The following is a 16925-nucleotide window of genomic DNA, read 5'->3' as shown; positions in this document are numbered from 1 at the left end:
TATGCAGTCTATTAAACCATTAATGGAAGAATTGTATGAAATAGAATTGAATGCGTTAGAAGCGAATGATTCGTTTCCAAAACCACCTAACTGGCGATTGTCACCGCGTGCTGTTCGTACGTTTATTATCGGAAAAGAAGAACCGCTTCTTTTGGAAGGAAAAGAAGTGGAAATTAGCCGTAAATTTTATGGGAATGATGCGCTTGTGGAACGAGCGATTGTTACATTGGCAGGGAATCGCGGACTTATGTTAATTGGAGAGCCTGGGACTGCAAAGACGATGCTGAGTGAGCTACTTTCTGCCGCAATATGCAGAAATAGCCGTAACACGGTGCAAGGAACCGCTGCTACGATGGAAGATACAATTAAGTATTCATGGAACTATGCACTTCTTCTTGCGAAAGGACCTGTAAGGGAGGCACTTGTGCCAGGGCCTCTCTTCGTTGGAATGGAACAAGGGATATTAACTAGATTTGAAGAGTTAACGCGCTGCCCACAGGAAGTGCAAGATTCATTGATCAGCGTTCTGAGCGATAAAGTGCTCAATATTCCGGAATTTGGAGAACAAGGAATTCTTACAGCAAAGCCTGGCTTCAATATTATTGCGACGGCTAACACACGCGATCGCGGTGTGAATGAGATGAGTAGTGCATTGAAACGTCGTTTTAATTTTGAAACGGTACATCCAATTCAAGATGTAAAGCTTGAAGCAAAAATAATAGAGTCACAAGTAACGCGGTTATTAAGGGCATCAGGCATCACACCAAAAGTGGATAAAACGGTTGTTCAGCTGTTAGCGACTGTTTTTCATGAACTTCGGGAAGGGGTAACTGCTGAAGGAAAACGAATTGATCAGCCATCTTCTGTTATGAGTACTGCAGAAGCGGTATCTGTATATTATCAAAGTGCAATGGATGCGTACTATTATGGAAGTGGAGAAGTGAAAATGGATGCGCTTGTTCGATATTTGTCAGGGACGATTGCGAAAGAAAACAAGGATGATTTAGAAAAATTACGCAGTTATTTTACAAGCATCGTTAAGGCGCGAGGTCAAATAGGAGGAGAGGTATGGAAGTCGTTTTTCGAAGCTCGCAATCAGCTGAAGTAAATGCATTGTTTCAAAGAGCTTACAATTTAGATCGAAACGTCGTATACGTGCCGATTCGCCATCATAGTCCTGCGTGCTCTTTTCATATACAAAAGATTGTTAAATGCTATAAACCAGATGCAATTCTTATAGAAGGCCCGATAGACTGCAACCCACTTATTCCGCATATTGTGAGTGCAGATAGTAAAGCTCCGATTTGTATATATTGCAGTTATGATGATAAAACGAATGTGCTTGAAAGAGGAGAAAGTGGAAAGTACCGTGCGTACTATCCCTTTCTCGACTATTCACCAGAACTTGTCGCGCTACGAAAAGGCGTTGCACAGAACATTCCAGTTTCATTTATTGATCTTCCTTATAAAGAATATTTGTTTTTAGCGAAAAATGAGGAAGAGAATGGGAAACATGATGAGCAATATTTCTGGCATAGTCAATATGTCCGTATGCTTTCGGAAAAAACCGGGTGCCGAAATTTCCATGAGTTTTGGGAGAAATACTTTGAGTTGCAAGGCTTTCATATGACAAGCGAGGAGTTTGTCCGTCAGTTATTTCATTATTGTTATTATACACGCGCGGACTATACGCAAGGGATGTTGACAGAAGACGGTTGTGAAGCCAGGGAGATACATATGGCAAAAGAAATTGAAAAAGCGCGTAAAGTGTATGACAAGGTGCTCGTTATTACTGGAGGCTTTCATGTTAAAGGGCTTCTTGAATTGGAAGGAAAAAAGAAAAAGTTGCCGAAAAGCCCGTTACCTAAATTGTATGCTAAAAACTATCTTATGCCGTATTCCTTTTTGGAAAGTGATCAGATGCGTGGCTATGAGAGCGGAATGCCTGCACCTGCTTTTTACCAACATATTTGGGAGAACAGCGATGAATCGGTAGCTGAGCAATTTATGATACGAATTGCTAGACAGCTAAAGGTAGAAGGGATATCAATGGCAGATGAGATTGAGGCTGCACGAATGATACGTGAACTGGCACTGCTTCGTGGAAAGATGCAACCCGGATTGTATGAATTAATGGATGCAGTGCGCAGTACATTTGTGAAAGGTGAGATATTCTCGGCCAATAAGCCTTTAGCATTGCTTCAGAAGAGTTTGCAAGGGGCAAAGCGCGGGGAATTGTCAAAAGAAGCAGATGTGCCGCCGCTCGTGCATGATTTTCGTGCTTCTGTTCGGTCGTTTCGTCTACCAGCACGTTCAACTGTACCGCAGGAGACGATTCTTGACATATACAAGAAAGAAAGGCACTTGCGCTTAAGTCAATTTTTTCATTGCCTCGCTTTTTTAGGAGTTCCATTTTGCGAGAAGCTACGCGGTCCAAACTTAGCTAGAAAACAGAATATTAATCTTATGCGTGAAACTTGGAAATATCGTTTTTCAGCACAAGTAGAAAGTGCTCTGATTGATATATCTGTGTATGGCGGAACGGTGAAAGAAGCGGCGCAGGAAATGCTAAGAGCAAAGCTGCACAAGGCAAAGGGACGGGCTGGAGAGGTGGCCCTTTTATTGCTAGAAGCCTATTTAAGTGGTTTGTTTTCCGACCTTTCCATGTACATCCAATTTATAGATGAAGCTGTGCAAAAGGATGGGGATTTTGCTTCTATGGCAAATTGTGCTTATTATTTATCACAAATAGAAAAAGCAAATCAGCAAGCGGATTACGCTAGGAATAAAGCACTTTCGTTATTTTCTGTTTTAGATGGGGGCGAACCAGCAATTATTGCAGAAAAGCTTATCGATTTGTATACAATGAAGCCTACAGATCAGCAATTTATTGACGCATTGGAGCTTTATTTACAAAAGGAAAAAAGAGAAAGCCAAGTAGAGGGAGCAGTATTTGGGCTGTTAACTTCTTTAGGAAAGCGGGAAATCGATGAGGTAATGCAAGTGGCAGAAGGGTATTTTTATGGAAGTGGTGATATGCAAAAGCAAGCTCCGATATTTTTGAATGGTTTGTTTGCTGGCGCCAAAGATATCTTTTTATATAACGAATCGTTGCTTAACGGAATGTCTCATGTTCTAGAAGAACTTGATGAAGAGATATTTCTACAAGTGTTGCCACATTTACGCCTCTTATTCAGTCAATTCACGCCGCTTGAAGTGGATACGATTGCTAGACAGATTTCCAAGTTATATGGCGCTACAGAAGAAGCGATAAAAGAAGAACCAATTTCCGAAGAGATGCTGATGTATGTAATGCAGTTAGATCGGAAAGCGAAGGGGATTTTAATGAGACGGGGGCTAGAAGATGGAGAATAACATTTCTTTAAATCGCTGGCGTCTTGTTCTTGGGAAACATGCGGATGATCAAATTACATTTCAGGAAGAAGAACCTGTATACAGAGAAATGGATGAGATGCTGGACTTTTTGTACGAGAGAGAACGCGGAGAAGAGCGCGGTGGATCCTTAGATCCCTCTCAGCTAACAGTGCCGACTTGGATTTCGAAGGTGCGGGAGTTATTTCCGAAAGAAACCATTGAAATTATGGAAAATCATGCGTTAGAGAAATATGAATTAACAGCTCTATTACAGGATAAGCAAACGCTTGAAAAAATGGAACCGAATATGAATTTATTAAAATGCATTTTACAATTTAAAGATTATGTAAAACCGGATGTATTGGACACAGCTAAACGTATTGTAGCGAAAGTCACTGAGGAGTTGCGTCGTAATTTAGAGCAAGAAGTGAAGCACGCATTAAGCGGTAGACCGGATCGAAATCGTTCTAGCCGCGTGCGCACGATGCGTAACTTTGATTTTAAGAAAACGATTCGAAAGAACTTAAAGCATTTTGACAAGGAAACAAACGCCATTCATATTGAAAAACCGTACTTTTACGCTGCCACTAAACATGTTAGCACATGGCGTGTAATCCTCGCAGTAGACGAGAGTGGAAGTATGATTGATTCTGTTATCCATAGCGCAGTTATGGCGGGTATTTTCGCAAGCTTACCGACGATTAAGACAGATTTGTTCATCTTTGATACAGCTGTTGTTGATTTAACGGATCGTATTGATGATCCGGTGGAAACGCTTATGAGTGTACAGCTTGGTGGAGGAACATATATTGCTCAGGCGCTGCGTTACGCAACGAATAAAATCGAGATACCTCATAAAACAATTGTCGTACTTGTAACGGATTTATATGAAGGCGGTAGTTACAATGAAATGTACCGAGAAGCGATGAAGATTGTAGAATCGGGGGCAAAGCTGATTGTACTTACTTCTCTTGATCCGACTGCACAGCCTTTTTATGATAAACAGGCAGCAAAAAAAATGGCAGTACTCGGTGCTCATGTAGCAGCATTAACACCAGGGAGGTTGGCGCAATGGATCGCAACAATCATTTCTTAAATGTTCTTTCCGCTATTGATGAAACATATTTAATCGCCATGTCCAACAAAGGAACATATAAGAGAGCAATGAAGGATTTGGCTGCTGCAACAAATATCAAAATAGATTTAGAAGAGGATGCAGCGCAAATGCATCTTGATTATGAAACTACTGTAACGTTTACGGGAGATATACGCAGTTACTCCTGCACTTGTGAAGCGCGCTCGATTTGTAAGCATGTCATTATGGCTTTATTAGAAGCAAAGAAGATGTACGAAGGTGAAGAAAACATAAAAGTTGATTTCTCTGCCCTTTTGAATGTGAACGTTAGCAATATTGTCTCCGAAAAAATGTGGGCTGAAATGATGTTCCGCGAAACATTTCAGCAAAAGTTTGTTTTGGAAGAGGAGGGTGCTTTAATTGCCTCCTTTCCAGAAGAGGATATAACGGTTCGCTTTCTGACAGCTGAATCGGTAGCTGATGCGATTTGTACATGTAAAGCAGAGGGAATATGCCGGCATAAGGCGGAAGCAATATATTGGTATCAAAAAGAGAGAGGAATTTCGCATGAAACGAAACAGGTGCAGTTTCTTATTATTGAGTCGGATAAGCTATCTATTTTCAAAGAGATGATTGAGCAAATTGTTCACTTTGGATTAACACGTCTTACAGAAAAAACAATCTATGAAATAGAACAACTTTCTGTAAAAGCGCGTTCTTTGAAACTAGCAAAGTTAGAAAATTTATTTCGTAAGCTAGGGACTGATATTAGGCTATACCGAATGAAACATGCATCTTTTCAAATGGCATCCTATCGGCAAACGCTGTCCGCGATTTATGAATACATTGTGTTGTTAGAAAAGCACCGTCTGCAAGAGAGTCCGTATCGTTCGGAATATTATGAAGTTCCACCGCTTACTTTGCATGCCTTTGGCGCATTCGGCTGGCAAACGAAGTCCGGTTATGTTGGTGTGACATATTATTTCTATAATCGAGAACAGGAAAAGTGGATCACATACACACAGTCACGTCCCATGTTTTATGAAGGGAGCAACACAACTTCTGAAGACCTCCATGAAAAGCAAGTTCCATGGGGAATTGCAGGGAAGGGATACGAACTGTCTCGTTCATCTTTAGGGTTGAAACATGCAAAGCTTAACGCCGATTTCCAATTGTCATCTAGCTCACAGACAGTAGGGGAAGTAGACGGAAAAACAAATGTAACAGAGTGGCAATCGCTCTTTATAACCTCATGGGAAGAACTACTAAAAAAAGTAAAAGCGAACAGGTTAGAGGCAAGTAAACAAGGAGTCTTTTGTATCGAATTTGCTGAGATGGAAGAATGGGAGTTTCAGAAGCAAGAGCAAAAATGGATTATACCTCTTATTGATAAAAAGGGGAAAGTATTACAAATGCAAATGATGAAACAACCAGACAATGAGCGGACGATTCGACTTGTAAAAATATATTTGGACTCATTACATGTAAAGAGAATGCTAGTTCATCCTTATCAGGAAGGAACAAAGCTCGTAGTTACACCTGTTATTTTATATACAGAAGTAGGAGAAATTATAAATATTACACTTAATGAAGGGGAAACATTTTATGATAGAGTTAGTGCACATAATCGATGAATTGGAACAAGCTCTAGATGAGATGCTTGTCTCAGGAGCAGGGACGGTACCTCCTTCTTTTTTTCAAGATATAAAACGAAAATGCGAAAAGTATGGTCTTTCTTATGCAGCCGCGCAACTACTTGTCATAGAGGAAGAACGAAACAAGGCCCGCTTTCTTCATAAAGAAGAAACAGGGAAATTGACGGAAGCGTTTTGCAAGTTGCAGGAATATATTCAAGTTGTAAAGGCTGAAATGCTACATTTATAAAGATGTGATTGAATAGGAATTTAATTTATCCCGTATTAACGGGCAATAAAATTCCCACCTCAAGATTTAGAGAAGCGCAAGGAAGATAGGTAGGAGAGGAACTGTCCGTAAAAGCCCGAATGTTTCAACTAATAATGAGTGGGGAATGAAGAATCCCCCACTCATTACAGTTTCGCTTTATTCATCATATTAGCAGTGGAGAACAAGTAATCGGAATACCCAAGCCTAGACACCCTAACTTTGAAGAAACTTTCTAAACGCCTAATCAGTATTTATCGAAAGTCCTTTCGGATAAGAAATCTGTTGATTTGTTATAAAAACGATTATTAAGCCGTTGTAAACCAATAAACAGAAAAATAACTTTCTTCCGTTTCCATAACAAAAAATTCATCATTCCATTCTGGTTCATAAGCATAAGCAATTCGGATTCCTTCAATAGGGAACTCGATAGGTTTAATAAGTGGGGCATATCTGTTTCTCAATTCTGTGAATTCTTCTTGGGATATTGTTTTCAGTTCTTCTTGTTCAGCTCTAAATTTTTTTTCGAATTCCCAAATAGGCATATCTTCAACGTGTTTTCCTTTATACCAAAACCAATGCGTATTTCTTCGTTCAATGAATTGGCATGTTGCTGCAAAATCTTCCAAGGTTTTAATCGTGTCGTAACTGCTTTTTCCTTTGCTATGTTCAAAAACATATATTGTCTCTTCACCACAGCTTGATAATTCATCATCTTCTATTACAAAATATTTCATATGTAACATCTCCTAGCTTCTTGTCTTATAAATAATCAATCTTTTTCTATACCATATTGAACAAGAATAAAAACTAAAAAACTTTTTATGTAAGAATGGATACATTTTTGTTGGGGTTTTCTGTATAAAATTATATATATGTTAGCTAGTTTAACACATTATTAACGTAAGTGCGGATTATGATGAATTGGATAAAATTATTCACGATTTTAACTCATTGTAAAATATGGAATATCGTAAAAAACTTCTTGCAGACTTAAAGCTAATTTTGCACATAGAAGATTGTGGTATGGTTCACGGACTCATTAAAAAATATGGTAAGAGAAAGATGCATGAAGAAAAACTGAAATGGCTAATTCAGAGTGTTTTGGATCGTATCGAACTTAATTAAAGCTATTATAGAATGATTTCAGTTTGGTAATGGATTTTATGCAGTAAGTATATTCACTGAGTTTTTAAATAAATTACATGATTAATAGATTTAAAATAAACATACTGAGATTAGTCAAGTAGTTTTATAAAAAATCATTAGAAATACTGAATTTGATATTTACTTAAAAATAACACTTTTGGAACAGTTTCACCATTCATTTAGATATTAACGGAATTATATATAATGTAAATATTGTTAAAATACGTTATTATTCCTTGTGTAAAAGTAATTCATATAAGAGGAAAAAATTGAAAGGTAGGATCAAAATGATTAGTGGCTTAAAAAAAGCGGCCTTATCTTCATTAAAAGACAAATGGGGATTGGCGGTATTGTCATCGTTTCTTTATCATATTATTTCTAGGATTTGTATGCTGATTATAGGATTTCCACTGTTGTTTCTGGGTATCTTATTAAGTGAAATAATGAATTCTATTTATTCCATTACAGGAGACGAAAAGTTAAATGCAGCAGGTGCTTTTTCTTATTTACTTGTTTTCGTTGTTCTATTTATTTGTTTAGTAGGTGCACAAGGCATTATGAATTATGGGTATCTTAAGGTTACATTGCGTTTAGCGAAAAAAGAATCTACTACAATTGGTGAGTTATTTGAAGGATTTCGAAAAAGTAATGTGTTTAAATCTATAAAGGTGACTACTTTAATGACTGTATACACACTTTTATGGAGTGTATTATTAATTGTACCAGGTATTATAAAATTTATCTCTTATTCTATGGTTTACTATATTTTGTTAGATCATCCAGAATATACGGCGAGTGAAGCAATTAAAAAGAGTCAAGAACTGATGAAAGGACATAAATTAGATTTATTCCTACTATCGTTAAGTTTTATCGGATGGTTTATTTTAGGGGTTATCATCGGATTTTTCACATTTGGTATCCCGTTTCTTTGGATCTATCCATACTACATTACAACAGTATCGCATTTCTACTTGAAAATAGTGAATAGAGATAATGTTATGGAGGAAAAAAGTTATCTGTTTGATTTAAATTTTGATTCGAAATATTGTATGTGCCTTGATTTTATGACAAACACAAAGACTCCATTTTGAAAAGTGGTGTAAAGATTTTATAAAAAAGTTTGATTGTTTTGTTATCTGTTATTTCATTGACGCCCTCGTAACTTTAAGTGCGCTTCTTCATAATCATAATAGTTGTAATAAAAAACATTTTTTCGTTTTTGGGTGTTATAAAACCGTTAAATTGATGGGCATATGGCGGCGCTCCTAACTGGATAGTATAATTATTTATATTAACAACTAAGACAATCAAACGGACTTTAGTTGAAGAACAAGCCATAATAAAAAGGCTGTTTAATATATTAATCATGTATAATATATTAAACAATTTATGTTCTTTTGTTTTTATGAATTTACTAGCTAAGAAGAAAATAGGAATTAGAGGAGGGGAAAAAATGAGATTTTTCACAATATTCGCATCAAGGAACGATACAAATGATATAGAAAGTTTCATTAATCAAGTTTTCCAAAATGGATTCAAGGTTGAACGCAATAAAAACGAATATACTATTCAATCGAAGAGACTATTTGGCAAAAATAAAATTATTATTCGGGTGGATTCTGAAGAATCATCTCCTGATTATTTTTCCAATAATATTCCTGGAATGATGCACATGTACGATCAAATTGAATTTCAAGAAGAACATCTTAAGAGGATGGTTTTGGCACAGATTTCTGTAATTGATACCATAATCGCTATAGAGACGAAGAAGGATTATAGTGATGAATACGTGGAGCTGTTTCTTAAATTACTTAATCAGGTAAACGGTATTGGTTTTATCCCTGATCGAACTCTCATCGGGAAGGATGGAAAAGTAATCGTATTTCCGGATGGATCCTCTGGTCCTTCAGAATTTACTCCTCAAGCATGTACGAACAAAATAATGGGACAGAATAGTACTTCTACCGATGGGGAGAAAAGAAGACAAAAATCGATAAGTTACCTGCAAGATAAAGGGATTCCATATATCGAAGGATTGCCTCAATTGCCTCCTTTGACAAGTATTCAGTTAAGAAGTCGAGAAGAAATTACGAAGAGAGCAGTGGCTTTGCTGATTGTCATACAATATGCTTGTGATGTTGCCCAAGAAGAAGATTTGAAAACTTCTAAAGAGTTCGTCATGGAGCTGCTGAACAAATTCGATGTGGTTGAATCATTAACGAAGCAGGAAAGAAATTTCCTAAATTCAGAGCAACCTGACGAGAAAGAAGCGATACAGATTGCATGGCAGTATGAAGCCCAATGGGTTTTACTTTGGTCAATAGGTCTCGTGAATACACTGAAATTTCCAAAAGAAATCTGTGACTGTCATTATGCAATTAAACTTGTTTCTGATTGTAGTTCTTTTAATGAATTTTATCAAAAAACAAAATTGCGAAGTGCAGAAGAGATTTTGGACGAGGCCGACCTCGTTTATCGACTTCATTGGGCTTGTGTACATGATAGAATTAATGCGAGAGAAGCAACTGCAGGTATGCAGGAAAGTATTGTTATTGAAAGACGAAGAGGTTTGTTTTGGCTAATCAATTATAAAAATGAAGATTGGGATTGCATCTCCATGGATACATAATCTATATTCTTTGTTCAGTAAAGCTTTTGTATTTTAGATAATAAAATTATTGCTTCATCAGTTCAATCTCTTACAGAAAAACGGACGGAAATCCCATAGGTATGAGAAAAAACAGTCTTTGATATCCTAGGCCTCATATACAACTTTTCTATGTTAAATAACTTGATTCTACCGTACATTTTGAACGGGCTTGTTATCGTTACTGCAGAAAAATCGTGAATTAAATATTAATTGATTTACATGTTTCACGCGTATCTATATTGAGTTTGTAAATCTACATAATAAGGTTTCATTGTATATATTAAGTGAAGTAGAAGTTCAGTTAGATAAAATTCGGTAGTCGAATTTTTTTGCATAAAGCTGTATAATGCTTGTAACGAAAAGGAAATACAGGAAAGGATATGTATTGAGTTACTATGGATAAAGATAAACAACAATTAAGCGTTGAAGTTGCAAGGTTATATTATCAATCAGATTATAGTCAGCAAGAAATTGCTAATAAATTAAATATTTCAAGGCCGACGATCTCTAGATTATTAAAGTACGCGAAAGAAAAAGGATTTGTTCAAATTAGTATAGCTGATCCATTTGCTGATTTAGATAATGTCGGAAATTTACTTAAGGAAAAGTATAACTTGTTAGAAGCACATGTTGTGTTTTCTCCAGTGCCAGAATATGCAACGATTACAGAGTATATTAGTAAATATGCAGCTGAGTACATGGAAAAGACGGTTAACAACGGTGATATCGTTGGTGTAAGCTGGGGAATGACGATGTATGAAATCGCTAGAAAAATCGTACCGCAACATGTAAAAGGTGTAGAAGTTGTCCAGTTAAAAGGTGGTATTAGTCATTCGAGTGTAAATACATATGCAAATGAGACGATTGCTTTATTTGCAGAGGCTTTTCAAACGACGCCACGAAATTTACCGCTCCCAGTTATATTTGATAATGCGGTGACAAAAGAATTAGTGGAGCAGGATCGACATATTCATCATATTATTGAAATGGGGAAACAAGCAAATATTGCAATTTTCACTGTTGGAACAGTGCGTGATGAAGCGTTACTATTCCGATTAGGATATTTAGATAAGGATGAAACGAGCTTACTAAAAAAACAAGCGGTTGGTGACATTTGTTCACGTTTCTTTGATGGAGATGGAAATATTAGTAGTGAAGAAATCAATAAGCGTACAATTGGAATTGAGTTAGAAGAACTTAAATTGAAAAAACGTTCTATTTTAGTTGCTGGTGGTAATAGAAAAATAAAAGCAATTGATGGTGCGTTACGTGGTGGGTATGCAAATGTATTAATTATCGATCAGCATACAGCAAAAGAATTGTTACATTATCAAAAAGATTAGAAATAAAAGGCTTTCTCAAAATATTAATTTTGAGAAAGCCTTTTATTTTGTTATGTATGAATGATAGGAGTCCTTCTTGGAACACAAATTTTCTTTTTAAAAATAATTATGGATATTGAGATACATACTACCATTGTTAACATAAAAGTTGCGCTTTCGCCTTGTGATTTATATCGGTTGTTTCCCAGTTAGACTACGTTTAATATACTGCGAGAAATTCCCTTTTGGAAAAGAATGAACAAAATTTCAAAAGTGTATTTACATTTGTTCAACTAAGGGTTAGAATGAAGTTGTTAAAAGATACGAGGAGTGAAGATAATGAACATTGCAAAGTTAATTGACCATACAATTTTAAAACCAAATTCAACTAAAGAAGACGTTATGAAAGTAATCGAAGAAGCAAAGGAATATAAATTCGCTTCTGTTTGTATTAATCCTACATGGGTAAAATTAGCGGCTGACGAATTAGCTGGACATGATGTAGACGTTTGTACTGTAATCGGTTTCCCATTAGGAGCAAGCACTACTGAAACAAAAGCATTTGAAACAAAAGATGCTATCGCAAAAGGTGCAACTGAAGTTGATATGGTAATCAACGTAGGCGCTTTAAAAGATGGCGACAACGAACTTGTTGAAAAAGACATTTATGAAGTAGTACAAGCAGCAAAAGGAAAAGCTCTTGTAAAAGTAATCATTGAAACTTGTCTATTAACAGATGAAGAAAAAGTACGCGCTTGTGAATTATCAGTAAAAGCTGGTGCTGATTTCGTAAAAACTTCAACTGGATTCTCAACTGGCGGAGCAACTGCTGAAGATATCGCACTAATGCGTAAAACAGTGGGACCAAACGTTGGTGTAAAAGCATCTGGCGGCGTTCGTACACGTGAAGATGCAGATAAAATGGTAGCTGCTGGAGCTTCTCGCGTTGGAGCTAGCGCTAGTGTTGCAATCGTATTAAATGATACAAAAGGTGCTACAGATAACTACTAATTACTAATGAATTAAAGAGCACTAGATACACGTTTCAAGTAAAGTGTATCTAGTGCTTTAATAATTGAAAAAAATGTAAGCGAGTACAAAAAGGAGGGAACGACGTATGAAATACTTAATCGGTATTTTAGGCCTCGTATTGATTTTAGGTATCGCTTGGCTTGCTAGTAATGATAGAAAGAAAGTCAAATATCGTCCAATTATAACGATGGTTATATTACAATTCATTCTTGGGTTTTTATTATTAAATACAAGCGCTGGGAATATATTAATTAGCGGAATAGCAGATGGTTTTGGAGAATTATTAAAATATGCCGCTGATGGTGTGAATTTCGTATTTGGTGGATTAGTAAATCAAAAAGAGTTTTCATTCTTTTTAAGTGTATTAATGCCAATCGTGTTTATATCAGCTTTAATCGGTATTTTGCAACATATTAAAGTGTTACCTATTATTGTGAAATTTATCGGTGTAGCATTAAGTAAAGTAAATGGGATGGGGAAACTAGAATCGTATAATGCGGTAGCTTCTGCGATTTTAGGACAATCGGAAGTGTTTATTTCCGTTAAGAAACAACTAGGATTATTGCCAGAGAAAAGAATGTACACTTTATGCGCATCTGCGATGTCAACAGTATCTATGTCTATCGTTGGATCGTACATGGTGTTATTAAAACCGCAATATGTTGTAACCGCTTTAGTGCTTAACTTATTTGGTGGTTTCATTATTGCTTCTATCATTAACCCGTACGAAGTTACTGAAGAAGAAGATATGTTAGAAGTACAAGAAGAAGAGAAAAAGACCTTCTTTGAAGTATTAGGGGAATACATTATAGATGGATTTAAAGTTGCGATTACAGTAGCAGCTATGTTAGTTGGTTTCGTTGCTCTTATCGCATTCATTAATGCAGTATTTAAAGGTGTAATCGGTGTCTCATTCCAAGAAATTCTTGGTTACGTATTTGCACCATTTGCATTTATTATGGGTGTTCCATGGCATGAAGCAATTAACGCCGGTAATATTATGGCAACAAAACTTGTATCGAATGAATTTGTCGCTATGACAGATTTAGCACAAGGGAACTTCAACTTCTCAGATAGAACGACGGCGATTATATCAGTATTCTTAGTTTCATTTGCAAACTTCTCTTCAATTGGAATTATTGCAGGAGCGGTGAAAAGCTTAAATGAAAAACAAGGAAATGTAGTCGCAAGATTTGGTTTGAAATTACTTTTCGGTGCAACATTAGTTAGTTTCTTATCAGCAACGATTGTTGGCTTACTATTTTAATAGATTCATATAATATGAAAAGGAATGGTGATTATAATGAGAATGGTAGATATTATTGCGAAAAAACGTGACGGAAAAGAATTAACAACTGAAGAAATTAAATTCTTTATTAATGGATATACAGATGGAAGTATTCCGGATTATCAAGTAAGTGCACTTGCAATGACAATTTTCTTTAAAGATATGACAGATCGTGAACGTGCAGACTTAACGATGGCAATGGTTGAATCTGGAGAAACAATCGATTTATCAGCAATTGAAGGAATTAAAGTAGACAAACATTCAACTGGCGGTGTTGGTGATACAACAACATTAGTATTAGGACCGTTAGTTGCTGCTTTAGATGTACCTGTTGCGAAAATGTCTGGACGTGGTTTAGGACATACAGGTGGAACAATTGACAAATTAGAAGCAGTAGAAGGATTCCACGTTGAAATTACGAACGAGCAGTTCATCGATATTGTAAACCGTGATAAAGTTGCTGTTATCGGACAAACTGGAAACTTAACACCAGCTGATAAAAAGATTTATGCATTACGTGATGTAACAGGAACAGTAAACTCAATTCCTCTAATTGCAAGTTCAATTATGAGTAAAAAAATTGCAGCGGGTGCTGATGCAATCGTACTTGATGTAAAAACAGGTGCCGGCGCATTTATGAAGACAGAAGAAGATGCAAAAGAATTAGCACATGCAATGGTACGTATCGGAAATAATGTTGGACGTCAAACGATGGCTGTTATTTCAGATATGTCACAACCTCTTGGTTTTGCGATTGGTAATGCTCTTGAAGTGAAAGAAGCAATTGATACATTAAAAGGCGAAGGGCCAGAAGACTTAACAGAATTAGTGCTTGTATTAGGTAGCCAAATGGTTGTACTGGCGAAAAAAGCAAATACATTAGAAGAAGCACGTGAAATGTTAATTGAAGTTATGAAAAACGGAAAAGCAACTGAGAAGTTTAAAGAGTTCTTAAGCAATCAAGGCGGAGATAGCTCGATTGTAGATCATCCAGAAAAAATGCCACAAGCGAAATATGTAATTGATGTACCTGCTAAAACTTCGGGTGTTATTTCTAACATTGTTGCAGATGAAATCGGTATCGCAGCTATGCTACTTGGTGCTGGCCGTGCGACAAAAGAAGATGAAATCGATTTAGCTGTAGGTTTAATGTTACGTAAAAAAGTTGGCGATGAAGTAAAAGAAGGCGAGCCGTTCGTAACAATTTATGCAAATCGTGAAAATGTAGAAGATGTAAAAGCTAAAATTTACGAAAATATTTCTATCGCTGAGACAGCAGTTGCTCCTAAATTAGTTCATACAGTTATTACTGACTAATCATAATTACATTTACTTTGAGGGGGAAATAATATGGATAAGAAAAAATATATTGAAGAAGCAAATAAGATGTTATCAAAAGCGTATATTCCGTATTCAAAATTTCCTGTTGGTGCAGCTTTAGTTACGAAAGAAGGTAAAATCTATACTGGTTGTAATATAGAAAATGCTTCTTACGGTTTATGTAACTGTGCAGAAAGAACGGCAATCTTTAAAGCCGTATCAGAAGGCGAGCGCGATTTTAGTTACTTAGTCATTACAGGCGAAACTGACGGACCAATTTCACCATGTGGTGCTTGTAGACAAGTAATTGCTGAGTTCTGTGATCCGAAAATGCCTGTATTACTAACGAATGTAAAAGGTGATGAAAAAGAAGTGACTGTTGAACAGTTACTTCCAGGAGCTTTCTCAATTGAAGATTTAAAATAAGATGAAAAGTCATTTCGCAATTAATAATTGTGGAATGACTTTTTTATTTTCGAAATTAAAGTAGAAAATGAGTAATGTAATACTCTGTTCATATTCCGTTCATAAACTTTTCGTAGAATGACTGCAGCGAATGAGGAAAGTGACGATTTTAATTGTCGTTTTACAGCAGGAGGAGTATAATGAAGAAATTATATAATGCAGCATTCATTTACTTAATAATCGGTTTATTATCAGGAATATTTGCAAGAGAGTATACGAAAGCACAAGGAATTAAAGGATCTACTATGTTGCAATTAGTGCATACGCACGTATTAGTATTAGGATTCATATTCTTTTTGGTCGCTTTCGCTTTATTTAAAGTATTTCAAATGCAAGAAACAAAAAGTTTTCGTGCATGGTTTGTTGTTTATAATATAGGACTAATTTTTACTATTGCTACAATGGTATTTAGAGGTCTTCTACAAGTAAACGGAACTGACTTTAACGGTTTAAGCCATATGACTGGATTAGCTCATGTTATTATAAGTATCGGGCTCGTTTGGTTTATGATTTTGCTTAAAAAGTCTTTTAAATAGATAGGAGTGGGGAATATGAATATGAATGTAGCACTTTTATCAAGTATCGTAGCAATTTGTATGGCTGTTGGAGTAATGTTTCTTCGCTTTAAGTCAGCAAAAAAACCGGTAACGAAAAAGAAAATTATATTGCCGCCAATTTTTATGAGTACTGGTGCAATGATGTACTTCTTACCAGAATTCAGGTTAACATCTTTAGAAATAGGAGAGGCAATTATCATAGGGCTTATTTTCTCTATATTTCTTATTAAAACAACTAAGTTCGAAATAAGAGACGAACAAATATATATGAAACCTTCTAAAGCATTTATATTTATTTTAGTTGGGTTATTAGCTGTACGAGTAGCATTAAAATCATATTTAAGTCAATCGATTGATTTAGCGCAGTTAAGTGGAATGTTTTTCTTACTCGCATTTGCGATGATTGTATCGTGGAGAATTGCGATGTATCGCTCGTATGCTAAATTAGAAAAGACAATAAAAAGAGCTGGAATTTCTATATAGGAAATCCAGCTCTTTTTATGTTTTTTGAAATGTGGTCTTATGCGCGGAACTCATTTACTAAATTTCAAACGATCTTTAGCATCTTGTAATGCAACTGGTGTAACATTGATATCATTTGGATCAACAATTTTTGTGTTTAATAAAATGGAATCTAGGCTTCCGCGAAATGTTTTTGTATAATTTTGACGCAACATTTGTTGCTCTTGTTTTTCATCAATTGTTAATCCAGATGTTCTTTCTTTTTTTGCTAATTCGTTAATACGGAATAAAATGTTTTGCATGTGTTTTCACCTCTAGTTAGATTTAA

General features: G+C 35.9%; 16 protein-coding genes. 14 read left to right on the top strand and 2 right to left on the bottom strand.

Going from position 1 to position 16925, the window contains the following annotated elements:
• The first annotated feature begins 1 nt into the window (after position 1).
• Genes MR065_RS12850 through MR065_RS12830 form a run of 5 tightly spaced genes read left to right on the top strand, consistent with a single transcriptional unit; the run spans position 2 to position 6334 of the window.
• Complete coding sequence (locus tag MR065_RS12850; protein WP_242213922.1) at positions 2 to 1108, top strand: ATP-binding protein; 1107 nt, start codon at positions 2 to 4, stop codon at positions 1106 to 1108.
• The gene (locus MR065_RS12845; RefSeq protein ID WP_242213921.1) at positions 1069 to 3375 is read left to right on the top strand and encodes a DUF5682 family protein; all 2307 of its coding nucleotides are present in this window, start codon (positions 1069 to 1071) and stop codon (positions 3373 to 3375) included. Before MR065_RS12850 ends, MR065_RS12845 begins: the two co-directional genes overlap by 40 nt.
• Entirely contained in the window at positions 3365 to 4471 is a 1107-nt protein-coding gene (locus tag MR065_RS12840) for a VWA domain-containing protein (protein WP_242213920.1), read from the top strand. Before MR065_RS12845 ends, MR065_RS12840 begins: the two co-directional genes overlap by 11 nt.
• Positions 4447 to 6084 carry an SWIM zinc finger family protein gene (locus MR065_RS12835; protein WP_242213919.1) on the top strand — a complete coding sequence of 546 codons (1638 nt, stop codon included), beginning with the start codon at positions 4447 to 4449 and terminating at the stop codon, positions 6082 to 6084. Before MR065_RS12840 ends, MR065_RS12835 begins: the two co-directional genes overlap by 25 nt.
• Positions 6056 to 6334, top strand: coding sequence for a hypothetical protein (locus tag MR065_RS12830; protein ID WP_242213918.1), 279 nt, complete (start codon positions 6056 to 6058; stop codon positions 6332 to 6334). The genes MR065_RS12835 and MR065_RS12830 overlap by 29 nt, the downstream gene beginning before the upstream one ends.
• A gap of 326 nt (positions 6335 to 6660) precedes the next feature.
• Here MR065_RS12830 and MR065_RS12825 read toward each other — a convergent pair whose 3' ends face one another.
• Positions 6661 to 7089 (bottom strand): hypothetical protein, encoded by a 429-nt coding sequence (locus MR065_RS12825; RefSeq protein ID WP_242213917.1) that lies wholly within the window; start codon positions 7087 to 7089, stop codon positions 6661 to 6663.
• A 699-nt stretch (positions 7090 to 7788) separates the two neighbouring features.
• Here MR065_RS12825 and MR065_RS12820 point away from each other — a divergent pair.
• From MR065_RS12820 to MR065_RS12775, 9 genes are all read left to right on the top strand, one after another.
• The gene (locus MR065_RS12820) at positions 7789 to 8592 is read left to right on the top strand and encodes a DUF975 family protein (RefSeq protein ID WP_242213916.1); all 804 of its coding nucleotides are present in this window, start codon (positions 7789 to 7791) and stop codon (positions 8590 to 8592) included.
• Between the two features lie 362 nt (positions 8593 to 8954).
• A complete protein-coding gene (locus tag MR065_RS12815) occupies positions 8955 to 10130 on the top strand; it encodes a DUF4272 domain-containing protein (RefSeq protein WP_242213915.1) in 1176 nt (391 codons plus the stop codon).
• Positions 10131 to 10546: 416 nt separating this feature from the next.
• Positions 10547 to 11494: a sugar-binding transcriptional regulator gene (locus MR065_RS12805; RefSeq protein ID WP_242213914.1), complete on the top strand. Its 948-nt coding sequence runs from the start codon at positions 10547 to 10549 to the stop codon at positions 11492 to 11494.
• A 318-nt stretch (positions 11495 to 11812) separates the two neighbouring features.
• Complete coding sequence (gene deoC, locus MR065_RS12800; protein ID WP_242213913.1) at positions 11813 to 12484, top strand: deoxyribose-phosphate aldolase; 672 nt, start codon at positions 11813 to 11815, stop codon at positions 12482 to 12484.
• A 106-nt stretch (positions 12485 to 12590) separates the two neighbouring features.
• Entirely contained in the window at positions 12591 to 13772 is a 1182-nt protein-coding gene (locus MR065_RS12795) for a NupC/NupG family nucleoside CNT transporter (protein ID WP_098386577.1), read from the top strand.
• Positions 13773 to 13808: 36 nt separating this feature from the next.
• The gene (locus MR065_RS12790) at positions 13809 to 15110 is read left to right on the top strand and encodes a pyrimidine-nucleoside phosphorylase (protein WP_242213912.1); all 1302 of its coding nucleotides are present in this window, start codon (positions 13809 to 13811) and stop codon (positions 15108 to 15110) included.
• A 33-nt stretch (positions 15111 to 15143) separates the two neighbouring features.
• Positions 15144 to 15539 carry a cytidine deaminase gene (locus MR065_RS12785; RefSeq protein WP_000358532.1) on the top strand — a complete coding sequence of 132 codons (396 nt, stop codon included), beginning with the start codon at positions 15144 to 15146 and terminating at the stop codon, positions 15537 to 15539.
• A 179-nt stretch (positions 15540 to 15718) separates the two neighbouring features.
• Positions 15719 to 16114: a DUF2871 domain-containing protein gene (locus tag MR065_RS12780; RefSeq protein WP_097902104.1), complete on the top strand. Its 396-nt coding sequence runs from the start codon at positions 15719 to 15721 to the stop codon at positions 16112 to 16114.
• A gap of 21 nt (positions 16115 to 16135) precedes the next feature.
• Complete coding sequence (locus MR065_RS12775) at positions 16136 to 16618, top strand: CcdC family protein (RefSeq protein WP_242213991.1); 483 nt, start codon at positions 16136 to 16138, stop codon at positions 16616 to 16618.
• A gap of 50 nt (positions 16619 to 16668) precedes the next feature.
• Here MR065_RS12775 and MR065_RS12770 read toward each other — a convergent pair whose 3' ends face one another.
• Positions 16669 to 16899, bottom strand: coding sequence for a DUF896 domain-containing protein (locus tag MR065_RS12770; RefSeq protein WP_242213911.1), 231 nt, complete (start codon positions 16897 to 16899; stop codon positions 16669 to 16671).
• Positions 16900 to 16925: the final 26 nt, after the last annotated feature.

This window comes from Bacillus cereus group sp. BfR-BA-01383 (genome assembly GCF_022663495.1).
In the GTDB taxonomy this organism is placed as follows: Bacteria; Bacillota; Bacilli; order Bacillales; family Bacillaceae_G; genus Bacillus_A; species Bacillus_A cereus_AU.
Note: the sequence above shows the minus strand (reverse complement) of the source record. Positions and strands in the feature narration are given on the sequence as shown.

Bases quoted from the DNA above. Each gene is read 5' to 3' on its own strand.
- MR065_RS12850 (WP_242213922.1), top strand. From the start codon at position 2: ATGCAGTCTATTAAACCATTAATGGAAGAATTGTATGAAATAGAATTG.
- MR065_RS12840 (WP_242213920.1), top strand. From the start codon at position 3,365: ATGGAGAATAACATTTCTTTAAATCGCTGGCGTCTTGTTCTTGGGAAA.
- MR065_RS12825 (WP_242213917.1), bottom strand. From the start codon at position 7,089: ATGAAATATTTTGTAATAGAAGATGATGAATTATCAAGCTGTGGTGAA.
- MR065_RS12780 (WP_097902104.1), top strand. From the start codon at position 15,719: ATGAAGAAATTATATAATGCAGCATTCATTTACTTAATAATCGGTTTA.
- MR065_RS12845 (WP_242213921.1), top strand. From the start codon at position 1,069: ATGGAAGTCGTTTTTCGAAGCTCGCAATCAGCTGAAGTAAATGCATTG.
- MR065_RS12770 (WP_242213911.1), bottom strand. From the start codon at position 16,899: ATGCAAAACATTTTATTCCGTATTAACGAATTAGCAAAAAAAGAAAGA.
- MR065_RS12805 (WP_242213914.1), top strand. From the start codon at position 10,547: ATGGATAAAGATAAACAACAATTAAGCGTTGAAGTTGCAAGGTTATAT.
- MR065_RS12815 (WP_242213915.1), top strand. From the start codon at position 8,955: ATGAGATTTTTCACAATATTCGCATCAAGGAACGATACAAATGATATA.
- MR065_RS12775 (WP_242213991.1), top strand. From the start codon at position 16,136: ATGAATGTAGCACTTTTATCAAGTATCGTAGCAATTTGTATGGCTGTT.
- MR065_RS12790 (WP_242213912.1), top strand. From the start codon at position 13,809: ATGAGAATGGTAGATATTATTGCGAAAAAACGTGACGGAAAAGAATTA.
- MR065_RS12795 (WP_098386577.1), top strand. From the start codon at position 12,591: ATGAAATACTTAATCGGTATTTTAGGCCTCGTATTGATTTTAGGTATC.
- MR065_RS12830 (WP_242213918.1), top strand. From the start codon at position 6,056: ATGATAGAGTTAGTGCACATAATCGATGAATTGGAACAAGCTCTAGAT.
- deoC (WP_242213913.1), top strand. From the start codon at position 11,813: ATGAACATTGCAAAGTTAATTGACCATACAATTTTAAAACCAAATTCA.
- MR065_RS12835 (WP_242213919.1), top strand. From the start codon at position 4,447: ATGGATCGCAACAATCATTTCTTAAATGTTCTTTCCGCTATTGATGAA.
- MR065_RS12820 (WP_242213916.1), top strand. From the start codon at position 7,789: ATGATTAGTGGCTTAAAAAAAGCGGCCTTATCTTCATTAAAAGACAAA.
- MR065_RS12785 (WP_000358532.1), top strand. From the start codon at position 15,144: ATGGATAAGAAAAAATATATTGAAGAAGCAAATAAGATGTTATCAAAA.